15 protein-coding genes are annotated in these 16533 nt (G+C 60.1%); 8 read left to right on the plus strand and 7 right to left on the minus strand.

Features of this window, described 5'->3' with window-relative positions; genetic code table 11:
- The 6 genes from nirB to ACXAEW_RS20095 all read left to right on the plus strand — a co-directional run bounded on the left by nirB (position 1) and on the right by ACXAEW_RS20095 (position 8486).
- Positions 1-2436, plus strand: a complete 2436-nt coding sequence (gene nirB / locus ACXAEW_RS20070) for a nitrite reductase large subunit NirB (RefSeq protein WP_474943129.1) — start codon at positions 1-3, stop codon at positions 2434-2436.
- Complete coding sequence (nirD, locus tag ACXAEW_RS20075; protein ID WP_153217065.1) at positions 2433-2768, plus strand: nitrite reductase small subunit NirD; 336 nt, start codon at positions 2433-2435, stop codon at positions 2766-2768. Before nirB ends, nirD begins: the two co-directional genes overlap by 4 nt.
- Complete coding sequence (locus ACXAEW_RS20080; RefSeq protein WP_474943130.1) at positions 2765-5365, plus strand: nitrate reductase; 2601 nt, start codon at positions 2765-2767, stop codon at positions 5363-5365. The genes nirD and ACXAEW_RS20080 overlap by 4 nt, the downstream gene beginning before the upstream one ends.
- The gene (cobA, locus tag ACXAEW_RS20085; protein ID WP_474943131.1) at positions 5362-6174 is read left to right on the plus strand and encodes a uroporphyrinogen-III C-methyltransferase; all 813 of its coding nucleotides are present in this window, start codon (positions 5362-5364) and stop codon (positions 6172-6174) included. Before ACXAEW_RS20080 ends, cobA begins: the two co-directional genes overlap by 4 nt.
- 269 nt (positions 6175-6443) lie before the next feature.
- On the plus strand, positions 6444-7862 hold the full coding sequence (locus ACXAEW_RS20090; protein WP_474943132.1) for an alanine/glycine:cation symporter family protein: 1419 nt from the start codon (positions 6444-6446) through the stop codon (positions 7860-7862).
- A gap of 207 nt (positions 7863-8069) precedes the next feature.
- On the plus strand, positions 8070-8486 hold the full coding sequence (locus ACXAEW_RS20095; protein WP_474943272.1) for a hypothetical protein: 417 nt from the start codon (positions 8070-8072) through the stop codon (positions 8484-8486).
- On the opposite strand, the gene ACXAEW_RS20100 is transcribed toward ACXAEW_RS20095, so the two are convergent.
- Positions 8483-9595, minus strand: a complete 1113-nt coding sequence (locus ACXAEW_RS20100) for an OmpA family protein (RefSeq protein WP_474943133.1) — start codon at positions 9593-9595, stop codon at positions 8483-8485. The genes ACXAEW_RS20095 and ACXAEW_RS20100 overlap by 4 nt on opposite strands.
- A 159-nt stretch (positions 9596-9754) precedes the next feature.
- On the opposite strand from ACXAEW_RS20100, the gene ACXAEW_RS20105 reads away from it, so the two are divergent.
- Positions 9755-11065, plus strand: a complete 1311-nt coding sequence (locus ACXAEW_RS20105; RefSeq protein ID WP_474943134.1) for a caspase family protein — start codon at positions 9755-9757, stop codon at positions 11063-11065.
- A gap of 21 nt (positions 11066-11086) precedes the next feature.
- Here ACXAEW_RS20105 and ACXAEW_RS20110 read toward each other — a convergent pair whose 3' ends face one another.
- The 6 genes from ACXAEW_RS20110 to ACXAEW_RS20135 form a co-directional block, all read right to left on the minus strand.
- A complete protein-coding gene (locus ACXAEW_RS20110; protein WP_474943135.1) occupies positions 11087-12517 on the minus strand; it encodes a DUF4384 domain-containing protein in 1431 nt (476 codons plus the stop codon).
- On the minus strand, positions 12514-12921 hold the full coding sequence (locus tag ACXAEW_RS20115) for an ExbD/TolR family protein (protein WP_474943136.1): 408 nt from the start codon (positions 12919-12921) through the stop codon (positions 12514-12516). The genes ACXAEW_RS20110 and ACXAEW_RS20115 overlap by 4 nt, the downstream gene beginning before the upstream one ends.
- Positions 12918-13328, minus strand: a complete 411-nt coding sequence (locus tag ACXAEW_RS20120) for an ExbD/TolR family protein (RefSeq protein WP_474943137.1) — start codon at positions 13326-13328, stop codon at positions 12918-12920. Before ACXAEW_RS20120 ends, ACXAEW_RS20115 begins: the two co-directional genes overlap by 4 nt.
- Positions 13329-13333: 5 nt before the next feature.
- Positions 13334-13951 (minus strand): MotA/TolQ/ExbB proton channel family protein, encoded by a 618-nt coding sequence (locus ACXAEW_RS20125; protein ID WP_474943138.1) that lies wholly within the window; start codon positions 13949-13951, stop codon positions 13334-13336.
- Between the two features lie 3 nt (positions 13952-13954).
- Positions 13955-14320: a hypothetical protein gene (locus ACXAEW_RS20130; protein WP_474943273.1), complete on the minus strand. Its 366-nt coding sequence runs from the start codon at positions 14318-14320 to the stop codon at positions 13955-13957.
- 96 nt (positions 14321-14416) lie between these two features.
- Positions 14417-15259: a hypothetical protein gene (locus ACXAEW_RS20135; protein WP_474943139.1), complete on the minus strand. Its 843-nt coding sequence runs from the start codon at positions 15257-15259 to the stop codon at positions 14417-14419.
- A gap of 171 nt (positions 15260-15430) precedes the next feature.
- On the opposite strand from ACXAEW_RS20135, the gene tssA reads away from it, so the two are divergent.
- A complete protein-coding gene (gene tssA / locus ACXAEW_RS20140; RefSeq protein WP_474943140.1) occupies positions 15431-16477 on the plus strand; it encodes a type VI secretion system protein TssA in 1047 nt (348 codons plus the stop codon).
- Positions 16478-16533 lie beyond the last annotated feature (56 nt).

The raw sequence follows: 16533 nt of genomic DNA on the forward strand, positions 1-16533 counted from the left end.
ATGACACAGAAGATAATTGTAATTGGTGCCGGCATGGCCTCGGGTCGGGTGTTGGAGCACCTTTTTGACAACGGGGCGGATGTTGACGTCACCCTGTTTAATGCGGAGCCGCGTGGCAACTATAACCGGATCATGCTGTCGCCGGTTCTGGCGGGGGATCAGACCTATCAGGATATCGTCACTCATGATGACACCTGGTATACCGAGCGCAATGTGACCTGCCGCTTTGGCGAGAAGGTCACAGGCATCGACCGCGCGGCCAAGACGGTGACGGCGGAAAACGGCGATGTGCTGGCCTATGACAAGCTGGTGTTTGGCACCGGGTCGAACCCGTTTATGATCCCGCTGCCGGGTCATGATCTGGACGGTGTGATTGCCTACCGCGATCTGGAAGACACCGAACAGATGATGAGCCTGGGCAAAGGCCACAAAGCGGTTGTCATCGGCGGCGGTCTGTTGGGGCTGGAGGCGGCAGCTGGCATGGCGGCGCGGGGTGTGGATGTGACGGTTGTCCACATCATGCCGCATCTGATGGAACGCCAGCTGGACGAGGCGGCGGGTTATCTGCTGCGCAAGGCGCTGGTGGAGAAGGGCATTACGGTCAAATGCTCTGCCAATTCCAGAGAGATCCTGGGTGAGAACGGCAAAGTCCGCGCGCTGATGTTGGATGACGGGACCGAGCTGCCCTGTGATCTGTTGGTGATGGCCGTGGGCATTCGCCCCAATGTGGCCCTGGCGCAAGAGGCCGGTCTGGCGGTGGGCAAGGGCATCCATGTGGATGACCAGATGCTGACCTCGGATGAAAATGTCTTTGCCGTTGGCGAATGTGTAGAACACAACGGCGCGCTGTTTGGATTGGTGGCGCCTTTGTATGACCAGGCCAAAGTGCTGGCGCAGACCCTGATGGGGCAGGACGCTGCTTTTGTGCAAAAGGAGCTGTCGACCAAGCTGAAGGTCACGGGCTGTGATCTCTTCTCGGCCGGGGATTTTGCCGATGGAGAAGGGCGCGAGGATATCGTGTTCCGCGATCCGGCGCGCGGTGTCTACAAACGGTTGGTCATCGAAGACAACATCGTGGTTGGTGCGGTCTTTTACGGGGATACTGCCGACAGCAATTGGTTCTTTGGCCTGATCAAGGACAAGACCGATATTTCAGAGATGCGCGAGACGTTGATCTTTGGTCCTGCCTATCAGGGGGGAGAACCGCTGGACCCTATGGCGGCCGTTGCAGCCTTACCGGCTGACGCAGAAATCTGCGGCTGCAACGGCGTATGTAAAGGTCAGATTGTCGAGGCGATCCAGAATGGGGCAACCGATCTGGATGCGGTAAAAGCGGTGACCAAGGCCTCGGCTTCTTGCGGGACCTGTACCGGTCTGGTGGAGCAGGTGCTGGCCACCACATTGGGCGATGATTTTGTGATGCCTGCGGCCAAGCCGATGTGTGGCTGTACCGATCTGACCCATGAGGACGTGCGGCGCTTGATCAAATCGAAAGAGCTGAAATCCATGCCAGCCGTTTGGCAGGAGCTGGGGTGGAAGACATCCTGTGGGTGTCACCATTGTCGGCCTGCGCTGAACTTTTACCTGCTGGCCGATTGGCCGCTGGAATACAAAGACGATCCGCAAAGCCGGTTCATCAACGAACGTAAACACGCCAACATTCAAAAGGACGGCACGTTCTCAGTCGTGCCGCGCATGTGGGGTGGGATCACCACGCCGGATGAGCTGCGCGCGATTGCCGATGCGGCGGATAAGTTTGCGGTTCCCACGGTCAAGGTCACCGGTGGTCAGCGGATCGACCTGTTGGGTGTCAAAGGCGAAGACTTGCCAGAGATCTGGGCTGATCTGAACAATGCCGGTCTGGTGTCAGGCCATGCCTACTCCAAAGGTCTGCGCACGGTGAAAACCTGTGTGGGCACCGATCACTGCCGGTTTGGCACGCAGGATTCCACCGGATTGGGGATCAAGCTGGAGAAGGAGCTGTGGGGGTCGTGGACGCCGCATAAGCTGAAGCTGGGCGTGTCGGGCTGTCCGCGCAACTGTGCCGAAGCCACCTGCAAGGACATTGGCGTTGTCTGTGTTGACAGCGGCTATCAGGTGTCCATCGGCGGCGCTGCGGGCATGGATGTGCGTGAGACCACCGGGCTGATTCAGGTCGAAACCGAAGACGAGGCGATCGACGTGATCAAAGCGGTGACGCAGATGTATCGCGAGAACGCCAAATATCTGGACCGGATCTACAAGTGGATGGCCAAAGTGGGCTTGGAGTGGATCGCCGAACGGGTCAATGACGCCAAAGAGCGTCAAGCGCTGGTGGACCGGTTTGAGCTGTCGCAGTCGATCTATCGCAAGGATCCCTGGGCCGAACACGTCAAGGACAAGGCCGAAAGCTACAAACCTCTGGCCGACTTCAAGAAACTGGAGGCCGCAGAATGAGCGACTGGATCGATATCGGCGCTTTGGATGCGGTGCCCCAACGCGGCGCGCGGGTGATCAAAACCACCTTTGGCTGCGTGGCGGTGTTTCGCACCGCCGAGGATGAGGTTTATGCGCTGGACAATGCCTGCCCTCATAAACAGGGGCCCCTGGCCGAAGGGATCGTGCACGGCAAATCCGTGACCTGCCCGCTGCACAATTGGGTGTTTGATCTGGAAACAGGTCAGGCCCAGGGCGCGGATGAGGGGCAGGTTGCGACCTATCCCGCGCAAGTGGCCGAGGGCCGGATCATGCTGGAAGCCTCTTTCCTTCAACTGCGAGCTGCCGAATGACAACCTGTACGACCTGTCCCTATTGTGGTGTTGGATGTGGGGTTCTGGCCCAGCCAGATACGCCTGTTTTGGGTGATCCCAAACACCCGGCGAACTTTGGGCGTTTGTGCTCCAAAGGTACCGCTTTGGGGGACACGGTTGGATTGGAAGGGCGCTTGCTGGCGCCCCGCCTAAGGGGCAAAGACGTCAGCTGGGATCACGCGCTGGGGTTGGTGGCGGAAAAATTCCTGGCTGCCATTCGTGACCATGGCCCGGATTCGGTGGCATTTTATGTCTCGGGTCAGTTGTTGACCGAAGATTACTATGTGGCGAACAAGCTGATGAAAGGCTTCATCGGCTCGGCCAATATCGACACCAATTCACGCCTGTGTATGGCCTCATCGGTGGCCGGGCACAAACGCGCCTTTGGCAGCGATACGGTGCCGGGGCAGTATGAGGATTTCGAGCAGGCGGATCTGGTGGTGCTGGTGGGCAGCAATACAGCCTGGTGCCACCCGGTTCTGTTCCGCCGTCTGGAAGCCGCCAAAGCCGCGCGGCCCAATCTGAAGATTGTGGTGATCGATCCGCGTCGCACCGCCACCGCCAAATCCGCCGACCTGCATCTGGCGATTGCGCCCGATGGGGACGCGGCCTTGTTCAACCGCCTGCTGGCTGAGATTTCGCGCCGTGGGCTGATCAATCAGGACTATGTCGATGCTCATGTGGAGGGCTTGGGTGCGGCATTAGAGGCCGCAGGGACGCCGCATCCCTGCGGCCTCCGTGAGGATGAGATTGCGCAGTTTCTGGACATGTGGTGTTCCACCGAAAAGGTGGTGACGCTTTATAGTCAGGGCGTGAACCAGTCCTATTGTGGCAGCGACAAGGTCAATGCGATCCTCAACTGCCATCTGGCCACAGGGCGCATCGGACGTCTGGGCATGGGGCCGTTTTCCATGACTGGCCAGCCCAATGCCATGGGCGGGCGCGAGGTGGGGGGGCTGGCGAATATGCTGGCCTGCCATCTGGATCTGGAAAACGCGGGCCACCGCAGCGCGGTGCGTGAATTCTGGGCGGCGCCTCGGATGGCGGATAAGCCGGGTTTAAAAGCGGTGGATCTGTTTCAGGCCTGCGCCGATGGCAATATCAAGGCGTTGTGGGTGATGTCGACAAACCCGGCCGTGTCCATGCCCGAAGCCGATCAGGTGGCCGAGGCGATCAGAACCGTGCCCTTTACCGTGGTCAGCGATATTTTGGCTGATACGGATACCAATAAATGCTGTGACCTGTTGCTGCCCGCCACCGGCTGGGGTGAGAAATCGGGTACAGTGACAAATTCCGAACGCTGCATCTCGCGCCAGCGCCCGTTTTTGCCAACCCCAGGTGAGGCGCGCCCGGATTGGGCGATTATCGCCGAGGTGGGCCGCCGGATGGGCTGGGCGGAGGCTTTTGATTTTGCCAATGAAGCCGAGGTGTTCCGCGAACACGCGGCATTGTCCGGCGTGGCCGCACATCAGGGGCGGGATTTTGATATCTCGGGCCTCGCGGATCTGAGCGACAGTGATTACGACGCGCTGGCGCCCACGGTTTGGCCTGTTCCGGCGGATGGGGTCAGCCCCAAACGGTTTTTTGCGGGGGGTGGGTTTTACCATTCGGATGGCAAGGCGCGGATGCTGGCGATCACGCCGCCTGCGCTGTCGGACCACGGAACCGCGCTGCGGCTGAACACGGGGCGGGTGCGTGATCACTGGCATACGATGACCCGCACGGGGCGCGCGCCACAGCTGGGGGCACATCTGGCAGAACCCTATCTGGAAATTCACCCAGAGGACGCCGCCCGGATTGGTCTGGAGGAGGCTGGTCTGGCGGAGGTGATAAACAACCACGGCCGCGCGCTGTTGCGGGTCTTGGTCTCGGACAAGGTGCGGGTCGGCGAGTGTTTTGCCCCGATGCATTGGACCGGTGAAACCGCAAGCCAGGGGCGGGTCAATGCGTTGGTCACCGGCGTGGTTGATCCGGTCTCGGGTCAGCCGGCGCTGAAAGGATCCAGCGTCGGGGTCACGCCCTATGTCGCGGCTTGGTATGGGTTTGCCGCCAGCGCGGCGCAGATGTCGCCCGCGCGCCCCTATGCCGCCGTGGCCCGGACCAAGACAGGCTGGCGTGCCGAAGTTGCAGGCCACAAACTGCCGCAGGACTGGGAGGGTGAAGCCCGCCAGATCCTGAACCTGCCGGACGGGGAGGCCAGCGTGGTTGAGGATGCCGCGCGGGGTCTGGTGCGCGTGGCGATCCACCGGGGGCCGGTTCTGGCCGGGGTGTTCTTTGCCGGGCCTGCGCCCGTGGCGGTGGCGCGCAGTGCCAGTGTTGGCCAGATCGGCAAAGAGGTTGCGCCGTTGCAGGTGCTGGCCGGGGTGCCCGGTGCCGATCAACCCGCCAAAGGGGCAATTGTCTGCGCCTGTATGGATGTGGGCCGCGAAGATCTGCGCCGCGCGATTGCCGGTGGTGCAAATACAATCCCGCTGTTGGGAGAGTGCACCGGCGCAGGCACCAATTGCGGATCCTGCACACCTGAAATTCAGGAGCTTCTCGACTCCACCAGCAACCAAAGGATGGCTGCGGAATGACACTACTCCCCAACTTGTCGGCCCTGGACCCTTTTGTTCCGGCAGAAGGCCCCCAGGGCCGAATCTCTTTGGTGGGGGCGGGGCCCGGAGCGGCGGATCTGCTGACCCTGCGGGCGCTGCGGGTTTTGCAAAGCTGCGATATGGTTCTGTATGACCGGTTGATCGAGCCGGAGGTGCTGGATCTGGTGAACCCACGTGCCGAGCAGATGTTTGTCGGCAAAGAGGTCGGGGCCTGTGCCTGGCCACAGGAGGCGATCAATCAGTTGATGATCTCCTTGGCGCAGATGGGCAAGCATGTGGTGCGTCTGAAAAGTGGGGATCCCAGCATTTTTGGCCGCGCTGACGAGGAACGCGCCGCTGCGTTAGAAGCCGGACTGGAGGTTGAGATCATCCCCGGCATCACCGCCGCCAGCGCGGCGGCGGCCACATTGGGACAATCGCTGACCAGCCGGGGGCTGAGCGACCGGGTGGTGTTTGCCACCGGAACCTGCCGCGAGGGGGACATTGCGCCGGATATTGCGGCGCTGTTACAACCGGGCACCAGCGTGGCGCTATATATGGCGACGCGCACCGCCGAGGACCTGCGTCGTCAGCTGCTGGAGGCTGGCTTTGATGCCAAAATGGCGGTGCAGGTCGTGGCCTCGGCCAGCAAACCGGGGGAGGCGGTTTTGCATGCTGAAATCGGACAATTGCCGGAGCAGATGAAGGTGGCACAGATCAACCACCCGGCGATCATTTTCCTGCGCGCGCCCAAGAAAGTGAGTCGCGAAAAAACGTCCTGGGCGCTGAATTCTGCGGTTGCAATCTGATTTCCCAGAATATTTTTCCGGTGCAATTGGGGGGCAGAATGGGCCGCAAACTGCGCTGAAGGCGCGTTTATGCGAGCTGTTGATATAACAAGGAAAATTCCATTTGTGACGTAGCGTTGCACGTGCTGCATAGCGGCTTTGATTAAACAGTAGGCACAATGGGACTTGAAGATTAAAAAATGGGCGATGATTGACAGTTTGTTCCCCCCTCTATAGGCCACGCCCCACTAAAAAAATTCCAGCCCGTACAAGGGCATTTGGAGGGGATAATGGCTCATATTGAGAGTTTCTTTGGTCTTGTTGGAGACCTGACTTGGGGGTGGTCGCTCATCCCTATTCTGGTGGTCCTGGGTTTGTTTATCACCATGGCCACCGGTTTTGTTCAGTTTGAATTCTTTGGTCGCATGTTCCGGGTTCTGACCCGCGGTCCTGAGGATGGGAACAAGATTTCCGCGCGCGAAGCGCTGTTGGTGTCGATTGGTGGTCGTGTCGGCGGCGGTAACATCGCCGGTGTGGCGGTTGCGATCACCCTGGGTGGTCCGGGTGCTGTGTTCTGGATGTGGGCCATTGCCCTGGTTGGCATGGCCACCAGTCTGGTCGAATGTTCGCTGGCGCAGCTGTTCAAACGGGCCGATGACGATGGTGATTATCGCGGTGGCCCGGCGCTGGCGATCATTCACGGTCTGGGTTCGAACTATCGTTGGCTGGCGATCGTTTATGCGGTCTGTCTGCTGGCGGCCTTTGGCGTGGGCTTTGTCGCGTTTCAGGGCAATACCGTTGCTGCTGCGGCCAATGACTCGTTGGGAATTGATCGCTGGTACACCGGTGGTTTCCTGGCGGTTCTGACCGGTTTCATCGTTTACGGTGGTATTCACCGCATCGCCAAAGCCGCGGACATTGTGGTTCCGGTCATGGCCTTTGGCTATATCGGCCTATCGCTGGTTGTGATCGTGATGAATGCGGGCGAGATCCCGGCGGTTCTGTCGTCGATCTTTGCCAATGCCTTTGGTCTGGAAGAGGCCGTTGGCGGCGGTATGGGCGCAGCGATTGCGCAAGGTCTGCGTCGCGGTCTGTTCTCGAACGAGGCAGGTCTGGGCTCGGCGCCGAACGTTGCGGCGACGGCAGAAGTACGTCACCCGATCAGCCAGGGTATTACTCAGGCGTTTTCCGTGTTTATCGACACAATCATCATCTGTTCCTGCACGGCATTTGTGATCCTGCTGGGTGACGTTTATCAGCCGGGTGCAGAAGACGTGAACGGTGTGGCTCTGACCCAACAGTCGCTGGTGGCGCATCTGGGCGATTGGACCCAGTATTTCCTGACCGGTGCTGTGCTGCTGTTTGCCTTCTCGTCGATCATCTACAACTATTACCTCGGTGAGAACGCAATGGCGGTTCTGTGGAAGAGCCCGATTGGTATCCATCTGCTGCGCATCGGCGTGATTGGGGTGGTGCTTCTGGGGGCGGTTGCGCCTTCGGCGACCTCGGTCTTCTTCTTCTCGGATCCGATGATGGGGGTTCTGGCGCTGGTGAACCTGATGGTCATCATGATGCTGTTCCCTGTTGCGATGCGGATCCTGAACGATTTCCGCAAGCAGTTGAAAGCGGGTGTTGAACGACCGGTTCTGAATATCGAAGACTTCTCGGATCTGGATCTGGATCCCAAAGCCTGGCCCAAGCGCAGCTGAGGCGGATCCAACTGATCTGACAAAACTCTGCCGTCCTCCCCCAAAAAGGAGGGCGGTTTTTTCATGTGTTCACGTCTGCGCCAGGGTGATTGACGCGTGTCATCTGGCAGGGCAGGTCTGGGGGATCTGTTCAAAAGGACCACCCCATTGCCCGAGATTGAGTTCACCCGCCTGCCCAAGATCCCAGTGACCGTGATCACCGCGCATATGTCTGATCCACGGGTGGCGGCGCATCTGCCCCTGTTGACCGGGGCATGGGATGATGCGCAAAGCCGGGATTTGGTTGCGGCCAAGGAAGCCTGTTGGCAACGCGATGGGCTGGGCCATTGGGCGATCTTGGCAGACGGGGCTTATGTTGGCTGGGGTGGATTCCAGAAAGAGGGGGATGAGTGGGATTTTGGTCTGGTCCTGACGCCCGAAGCCTTTGGTCTGGGGCTGCGGATCACCCGGCAGGCTTTGACCTGGGCACGACAGGATCCGCGCATCCCCTTTGTGACCTTCCTGTTGCCACCAAGTCGGCGCCATCTGGGTGCGTTGCGTCGGATGGGGGCCGCCGCCCTGGGTGAGGTCACACAGGACGGCGCGCAGTTTTTGAAATTCCGTCTGGATCTGGACGGCGTTTAATTCAGGATCCGCATGGTGATGCGCCGGTTCTGGGCGCGGTTCTCATCGCTGGTATTGGGCACCAGCGGGAAGGCTTCCCCATATCCCACAGCGGCAAGCCTTTGTTCCGGGACGCCCTTTTGCGCCAGATAGGAGGCGACACGCTCGGCGCGGCGTTGGCTGAGACGCTTGTTGGATGTAGCGCTTCCGGTGGTGTCGGTGTGCCCTGCGATTTCCAGCATGGCCGCCGGACAGCTGACCAGCACGGTTGCCAGTTGGTCCAAAGCCACTTTGGCATTGCTGGTCAGAACGGCTCCCCCATCCGCAAATGAGACGCGGGTGGATTGGACGATCTGCACCAGTCCCGACAGGCACCCGCCGGTCTGGACCGCTGCCGCAAGCTCCACTGCCGTTGGGGCCGGTGTTGCGGCAGCGGACGGTGCAACAACAACCGGTTTGGAGGCCTGAACAACGGGTTTGGCACCGGTGGATTGTGCAACAGGCTGTGTTGGCGCATCGGGATCTGCATCCGGGTCGGCTGCGCGGTGGAAATGCAGGTCGGCGGTGACCATGGCCAGGGGCACGATCTTTGCCTCGGCGGCCTCTTCCAGCTTGCGGAAACCGCTCATCAGTTCGAAAGATTCCACAGGAACCAGAACCGGCTGGATGGTGTGAATGGTCACGTCCTGATCGCTGAGAAGGGTAACACGCACATGGGCGTCCACCTCGGCGGTGATCCCATGCAGCGTGAGCAGAAGCGGCAGAACCAATTGGCGGCTTTGTCCGGGGCTGAGGCCTGCGATATCCTCATTTCGGACCTGTGCCACAATTTCGGCCAAAGGATATGTAAAGGTCTCAAAGAACAGAAATCTGAGGCGCACATCCCGGATGTCAATTCCGGTGTCGACAGATTCCAGTGTGACCCGCATGCGGACAAGGCCGCTGGCGTCGATCTGGCCTTCGATGGTGTCGAAATGGCTTGTCTCTGCGACCGAGCCCTTTTTGACCGATGTAAAGCTGAGGGACGATGAGGCTGGCTGTAAGGTCCAGCCGCCGTCAAACGGAGAGCGGGCCATGACCGGCGCAGAGAGTAAGAGAAGGCTGGAGAGTAGGATTAGAAACCGTTTCATAAGGCTCACTTGTTAAACCACAGGTGTCGGTCTAGGGATGAAAAGGAGATTGCCCGAAAAAGGGACGATCTTAACCAAGCGAAGGATTGCCGAGGCCGGTTACAAATGCAACCGTGCATGTTGATGGTCCAAAGAATTCTGTCACGAGTAAAAGGTGTGATGTTTAGTCGTCTTTTTTCACTGGTATTGATTGCCGCGCTTTATGTGATGCAGACTTTGTCTGCCACTGCAGAGCCGCGCATTGCTCTGGTGGTGGGCAACAGTGCCTATGGGCAGGTTTCCCCTTTGGACAATCCAAGCCACGATGCCGAACTGATGGCGACAACTTTGGAACGTCTGGGATTTGATGTTCAGCTGCTGGTGGATGCGACACAGGTCACCATGAAACGGGCCATCGCCCAATTTGGCCGCGATCTGCGTCATGCCGGCGAAGAAACCACCGGGCTGTTTTACTATGCGGGGCATGGTGTCCAGAGCTTTGGCAACAACTATCTGTTGCCGGTGGATGTGGCGCTGCTGGATGCGGCGGATCTGGATCTGGTGGCTGTCGAGGCGCAGTCTGTGCTGCGCCAGATGGCCTCGGCCAGGAACCGGACAAATATCGTTATTCTGGACGCCTGCCGCAACAACCCGTTTGAGACGGTCGCCGAGCTGAATGAAAACGGTCTGGCTGAGATGAAAGCGCCGACCGGCAGTTTTGTGGCCTATGCGACGGCTCCGGGTGAAGTGGCGTTCGATGGCGAGGGGGACAACAGCCCCTTTACCGAGGCGCTGGTGCGGCAGATGGATACGCCGGGATTGCAGATCGAACAGGCGTTCAAAAACGTGCGTCGCGATGTGCTGGCCCAAAGCCAGGGGATGCAGACACCCTGGGATACATCGTCTCTGGTCAGTGATTTTGCATTCCGCGTGGGCAATACCACCCCTGCACCGCATGTGGCGGTATCTGCCACATTGCCCAAGGTCACGGGTAATCCGCAGGCGCTTGACGGCCTGCCGTCTGCCGAAAGCCTGATGTTCCGCGAGGCCAAGGCGCGCCAAAGCATCGAAGCGGTCGAAGAATACCTGCGCAGCTATCCCGCCGGGCAGCATCTGGCTGAGGCTCAGAGCCTGTTGGCCTCCCTGAGGGCGGAGAGTACATTTGCCGAAGCGGCTGGGGTGCCGATTGCGGCCCTGACCTCGGTGACTTTTGAAGCGGCCATCGGGGCAGAGCTGACCGAGATTGCCGGGCGCACAATGGCGGAGCTGATCAACGGGACACCGAACTACCCGCCCATCGAAGGTCTGCCGGACGAGGTCTGGAAAGGGCAGCAATGTAAAAACTGCCATGAATGGAACCGCGAACGTCTTTGTGAACAGGGGCAGCGTTATCAGGTGACCGCCTCGGCGCGCTCCTTGCATAAACCGCATCCCTTTGGCGGGCAGTTCAAATCCGTGCTGCGGGCCTGGGCGGATAATTCCTGTCAGTAGCGGTTTTTTGTGGCCCGGTTCCTATGGCCCTGTAGAGACCAGAAAATAGACCCATTCCCCTTTGAAATCGGCGTATGCGGCCCGTTGCGTTTCTACCTGGGTATTCAACCAATCAAGATAAGGCGCGGCAGGTTCAACCAGTGGCCGGGTGCCGTCATAAAGCGGGTGTGACGCGGCAAAGGCCACCACGATCTCCTGTCCAAAGGGAGGGGCGATCACCAGTTGCAGGCCGCTGGTCTGACCGGCACGTGCCCCCACGGAAAAGGGCTGTTTCTCGGCCAGTTCAATCAAGGGCGCGTGGTCATTTGGGCTGAGGTGCAACACGTTTCCGGCCGCGTCCAGATAGTCCACATAGACAAAGGCTGGGTAGTCAGGTCCGGTCAGGTCCAGAAACAACAGATCCCCTGCTCGAAAGTCGAAGGTGCGCACATGGGCATCGGCACCCAGAAGTGCAGGGTTGGTGATCTGGTCGGTGCTTTGCGGCAGGCCGACGTCTTCGATGGCCTGCAGCGCGCCGCATTGCGGGCGCGGCAGCAACGCCATTTTGTCCGAGACCGTGATATTGCCGCCCATCTGTTGTTGCAAAAGGGCCAGCACCGGCGGTTTCAATCCGCTCTCCGGAAGATGGCCGCGTACGTTTAATGTTGTGGTCTCGGGGTCGAATTCCACCTGCAACCGGGCGCAGGGCACTTGGGACAGGATACTGGCAACCCCATCGCGCAACGGATCCGAACCAGCGATCAGATCACCGGGTTGGGTAAAGCTCTGAAAAGCGGCAAGGGATTGTGCGTCGATGTCCTGGGCCGTGCCGAGGAAGGCGAGTTCTGCGGTGATCGTCTCTCCGGTTGGTCTGTGGACCACCAGCGTTTCCGAAGGCGGCGCAACTGTGTCTGCTGTGGCGGTAGGCGGGGCCACGTCAGGGACCGCCGTCCCGGATGCGGCGATTGCGGCGGTGGGGATGACCGGGGCCGCCGCCGCCGCAAGACTGTGTATATCTGGCAGGCCGGGTGCCACCGAGGTGAGCGGGGCAGACACTGCGACCACAGGTGTTGCGCCGCCAGATGTTGCCACGGTGTGCGCAGTGGGCAGACGGGTCGGGGGTGTTGGTGCGGTAATGGGTGTGGTGGCCGCGAGGTTGGTGCCTGCGTGCGCGGTTGCCAAAAGCGAAGTCTCGGGTGGTGCAGTCGGTCTCGCCGTGGTCTGCGGAATCGCCCCGGCGGTGATGCTCTGGCCCGTTGCGGTTTGTTCCGGTGTGACCTGGCCGCTGGTGTCGCCGGTCTCTGCCGTGGTTTGACGGACGGGCTCTGATTGCACCGCCAATTGGCTGGTTCCGGTGGGCTGTTCCGGGATGGCGCGCGCGGCGAGGTGATGTTTGACCAGCACATAACCGCCCAGATGCATCAGGAACGAGCCTGCCAGAGCGGCGGCCCAGATCCCTGCCTGCCGGGTCACGGGCGGGCCTCTTGCAGTTCAGGTGTGACCACCAGCACAACCTCGGCAAATCCCAGCTGTTCGCCCAGTGTGATCAGCGGCAGCACATGGCGGGTTGCGGTTTTCAGATGGGCGTTGATCCGCAGGCGCGAGGCCTCACTTGTGGGGGTCAGAACGGCGGCAAGGTCATCCAGAGTGTAGGTCTCTCCGCCAAACGCCAGGGTGCCGGTTTCAGAGATCGACACGGTCAGCCCGCCCGTCGGCATGTCCTGCCCGCTGAGGGCCACGGGCGGAGAGACGTCAAAGGGTGCCGTCGCGTCCATACGTCCGATCAGCATGAAGAAGACGAGGAGAAAGAAGACCACGTCAATCAGCGTCACAATGGTTTCCGACTGGACCGAGGGCCGGGGGCGGCGCAGTTTCATCGGTGCGCCTCCAGCCGCAGAACGCGCAGGTCATGTAGGCCGGATTGCGCGGCCAGATCCATCAGCGCGACCATGGATTGCAGTGGGGCCGCGCCGGATGGCAGCAGGAACAGGCGTGTCTCGGGCGCGGTCCGGGCGGTCTCTGTCAGAAGCTGTGCCAGTTGATCCCCTGTCACAACAGAGCCGCGCGTCATGAATTGGCCCTCCGCCGAAATTCGGATCATCAGGGCTGCGCGGTCGGTGCCTGAGGTCGGGCCTGCGGTGCCTGCTGGTTTGACCACAGGGATCATATCAAGGTTCAGATAGGTCGACGTCACCATGAAGAACACCAGAAGGATCATCATCACATCGATCATCGGAACAAGTGAGATCAATCCGCGTGGGGTATGGCGGCGTTGGAGCTGCATCGCGTCTACCGGGTGGCCTCGATCAGCATTAGCTCGCTGACGGCGCTTTCGATGGATTGGGCGGCGCGGTCAATGCGGGCGGCAAACAATCCCGCCGCCACCGCGGCCGGGATCGCCACCAGCAGACCTGCCGCCGTAGTCAGAAGCGCCTGCCAGATACCGCCGGCCAGAATAGAGGCATTGGCGGCCCCTTGGGCCAGCTCCAGATCCTGAAAGCTTTGGATCATGCCAAGGACCGTGCCCAAAAGCCCCAGGAGCGGAGAGACCATTGCAATCAGTTCAAGCAGGCGGATCAGGCTGTTGAGCTTGATCAGCTCTTCATTGCCGCGCCGTTCCAATTCCCGTTCCAGCGGGGCGGGGGGTATGCCTTTCTGCAGGGACTGCATGGCGAAATGCAGGATGCGGTCGGCGGGCACCTTGGAGTGTGCGATGCGGCGAACGGCGGCGGTGCGGTCCCCTCCGCGCCAGTCTGCCAGCGCCGCGGCGCGATTGGCATGGCCTGCTGCGGCGGGCCAGAGCTGCACGATTTTGGCAAGGATCACCCCAACCGACACCAGCGACATCAGCGCCAGCAGGATCAGGATCGGGGCGCTGTTGCCCAATGTGTCAAATGGGTTGCCCATGGGTTACTGCACCAGCTGGATATCGGCGCGGGAGGACAGCGACAGGACAGAGAAACAATCCATCGGCTCTTCGTTCTGAGGCGTGCAGGCCGGGATGTCATGGAGCAGCATTTCAGAGATATTGCTGCAGGCGATTTCGGGGATTTCAAACAGTTTCAGCGTGGTGCGCTGAACGGGCAGGGGGGCCGCGTTGATCGAGAGCAGCCGGTCAATTACGCCCTGAGCGTCCAGAATGGCCAAAGACATCTCAAAGGCTTCAAAGGATTTGCCGGTCTGGTTGCGAAACAGGAAGAAGGCCCGGCATCCGCCGCCGTTGATCTCTTCGACCTTGTTGAGTTCCACGCCTAGGGGGCCGACGCTCTGGGACATGGCCGCACAGGGCAGCACAGCGGCCAGAGTCAAAGCGAATATGCGGTGCAGATGGGACATCTTTTTCTCCAGCAGGGTCATAATGTACAGGTCGTGTCAGGTCAGTTGGGTCAGCGCGGCCTCGACCCGGTCCATGACGGCGCTTGCTTTTTCCGGGTTCCTGTTTTTGAGCAGCCGTGCGGCCAGATGGACGGCACGGTCCAGTTTGTCCCGTGCGGGGCTGCCCGGCGTGCGGGCAATATTGGAGCTGAGCTTGCGGGCGCGTTCGGCCCCGGATTGCAGGGCGCGGCCCTGCTGCTCCCGTTGGGCGCGCGCCATTGCGGTGTCTTCATCCTCGCGGTCTTTACCAATGCGGGCGATGGCCCGTTCGATTACGGTTAGGGTGGTTTCGGCGGGCTGCAAGTCACCGGCGTTGATCTGGGTCACGCATTTGGCAAGCGCGCGTTTCAGTTTCAGCTCCAGCTTGCCCGGAGCCAGCGCGATGCGCGGTTCGATCCGTTTCAGGCGTTTGATCAATGGCTGCACAGACTGATCGGTCTGACCGGTGGTGTCGAGGTCATCGGTGTCCTCGACCACAGGTGCCGCCCCTTCGGGTTTCAGACTGTCCAGCATATTGCCGCCGCTGTCGACAAAGACCACATTGACGCCGGGGCGGCCCTTTTTGATGAACCGTTTGAACTGGCCGAGAAGGGATGTCGCAAAGTCCTCGCAGATCATTTCGGCCACATCCGAGCGGGTGGTATAGGTGCCCCACATCATGGGTGTCGTACCGCCGGATTTCTTCAACAGGTTTCTGAGGGTTTCCGGCTTTTTTCCGGGTTGGATCATGGCCAGAGGATCTTTGGATCCATCTAGGCAGAACGCAAAACTCATGCGTTTCTTGGCGCCTTCGCGCATCATTGTACGGACATCTTCGGCTTCAATCCGGGTCGCACTCATAATCGAACACTCACTTAAACGTGTGAAAGCAATTGACTTTAGGATGCCGATAAGGCTCACTCAGCGTCAAGTTATTGTTATCGGTTCTGCGGGATTGACACTGTGCCGGGGGTGATAGGGCCCTGGTCGTCTGTTTCGTAATTGTCCTGGTGCGAATTGGAGGGGCTTTGCATGGATCCAGAGATCCTATTGCAATCAAAAAGTGACGCCGCGCCCAGCGGTGAGAACCTGGAATACGATCCGGTCTTTACTGAAATGGAGCTGGCGGCCCAGCCCGGCGAAGAGTCGGTTATGGGCGATGAGCGGATCGAGGCCAGCGATCCGGATTACCGTGAGGTCTGTGTCAAAGCCGTCGAGGTGCTGGAACAAAGCCACGAGTTGCGTGCGGCTGTGTTTCTGGCGGATGCTTTGTTGAACACAAAAGGTCCGGAGGAGTTTGCCAAGGCTATTTCGCTGATCCGGGGGCAGCTGGAGCAGTTCTGGGACACGTGCCATCCGGAGCTGGATGAGGACGACGGCGACCCTACGATGCGGATAAACGCGGTTCAAGGTCTGTGCGGGCAGCCGGACGGGATGGGCGGGCCTTCGCCGCTGTACCGGTCGTTGCGGCGGGTTCCGTTGACCAATAGCCGTGGTTTTGGCCGGTTTTCACTGCGTGACATCGAGGTGGCCGAAGGGTTGGCTACGGCGGCCAGTGATATGGATCACCCGCCGGACCGGGCCACGGTCAGCGCTGCGTTTCAGGATAGCGATGCGGATGAACTGGCGCAGTGGTTGGCTGCCTGGGAGCAGGCCGAGGCCGACGTGCGCGCCATCTCAGCCGTGTTTGATGACAAAACGCCGGGTCAGGGGCCGGAGCTTGATCCGCTGATCAAACTGCTGCGGACTCTATCTGCCAAAATGCGTGATCTGGGTGGTATGGCCGGAGAGGACGCGCCGGATGAGGGGGACTCTGTAGAGGACACAGGCGGCGTTGCCGTTACGGCACCCGCAGCGGTTGTGGTTCCGGGGGCCATTAACACACCTGCGGATGTAACCAACGCATTGGAAAGAATTATATCATATTATCAGCGTGTTGAGCCTTCCAGCCCTTTGCCGATTTTGCTAGAGCGGGCAAAGCGTTTGGTGGGTGCAGACTTCCTGACGATTGTAAAGGATATGGCGCCGGATGGGATGGACAATGTCCAGCTCGTTGGTGGTCTTGAAGACGACGATTAAGCCCAAAAGGGCGAGGTGACGGGCGTTTAAGCCTGACGCTGGCAACAGGTGACGAG

The sequence above is a fragment of the Epibacterium sp. ABZ3_068 genome, from assembly GCF_056159265.1.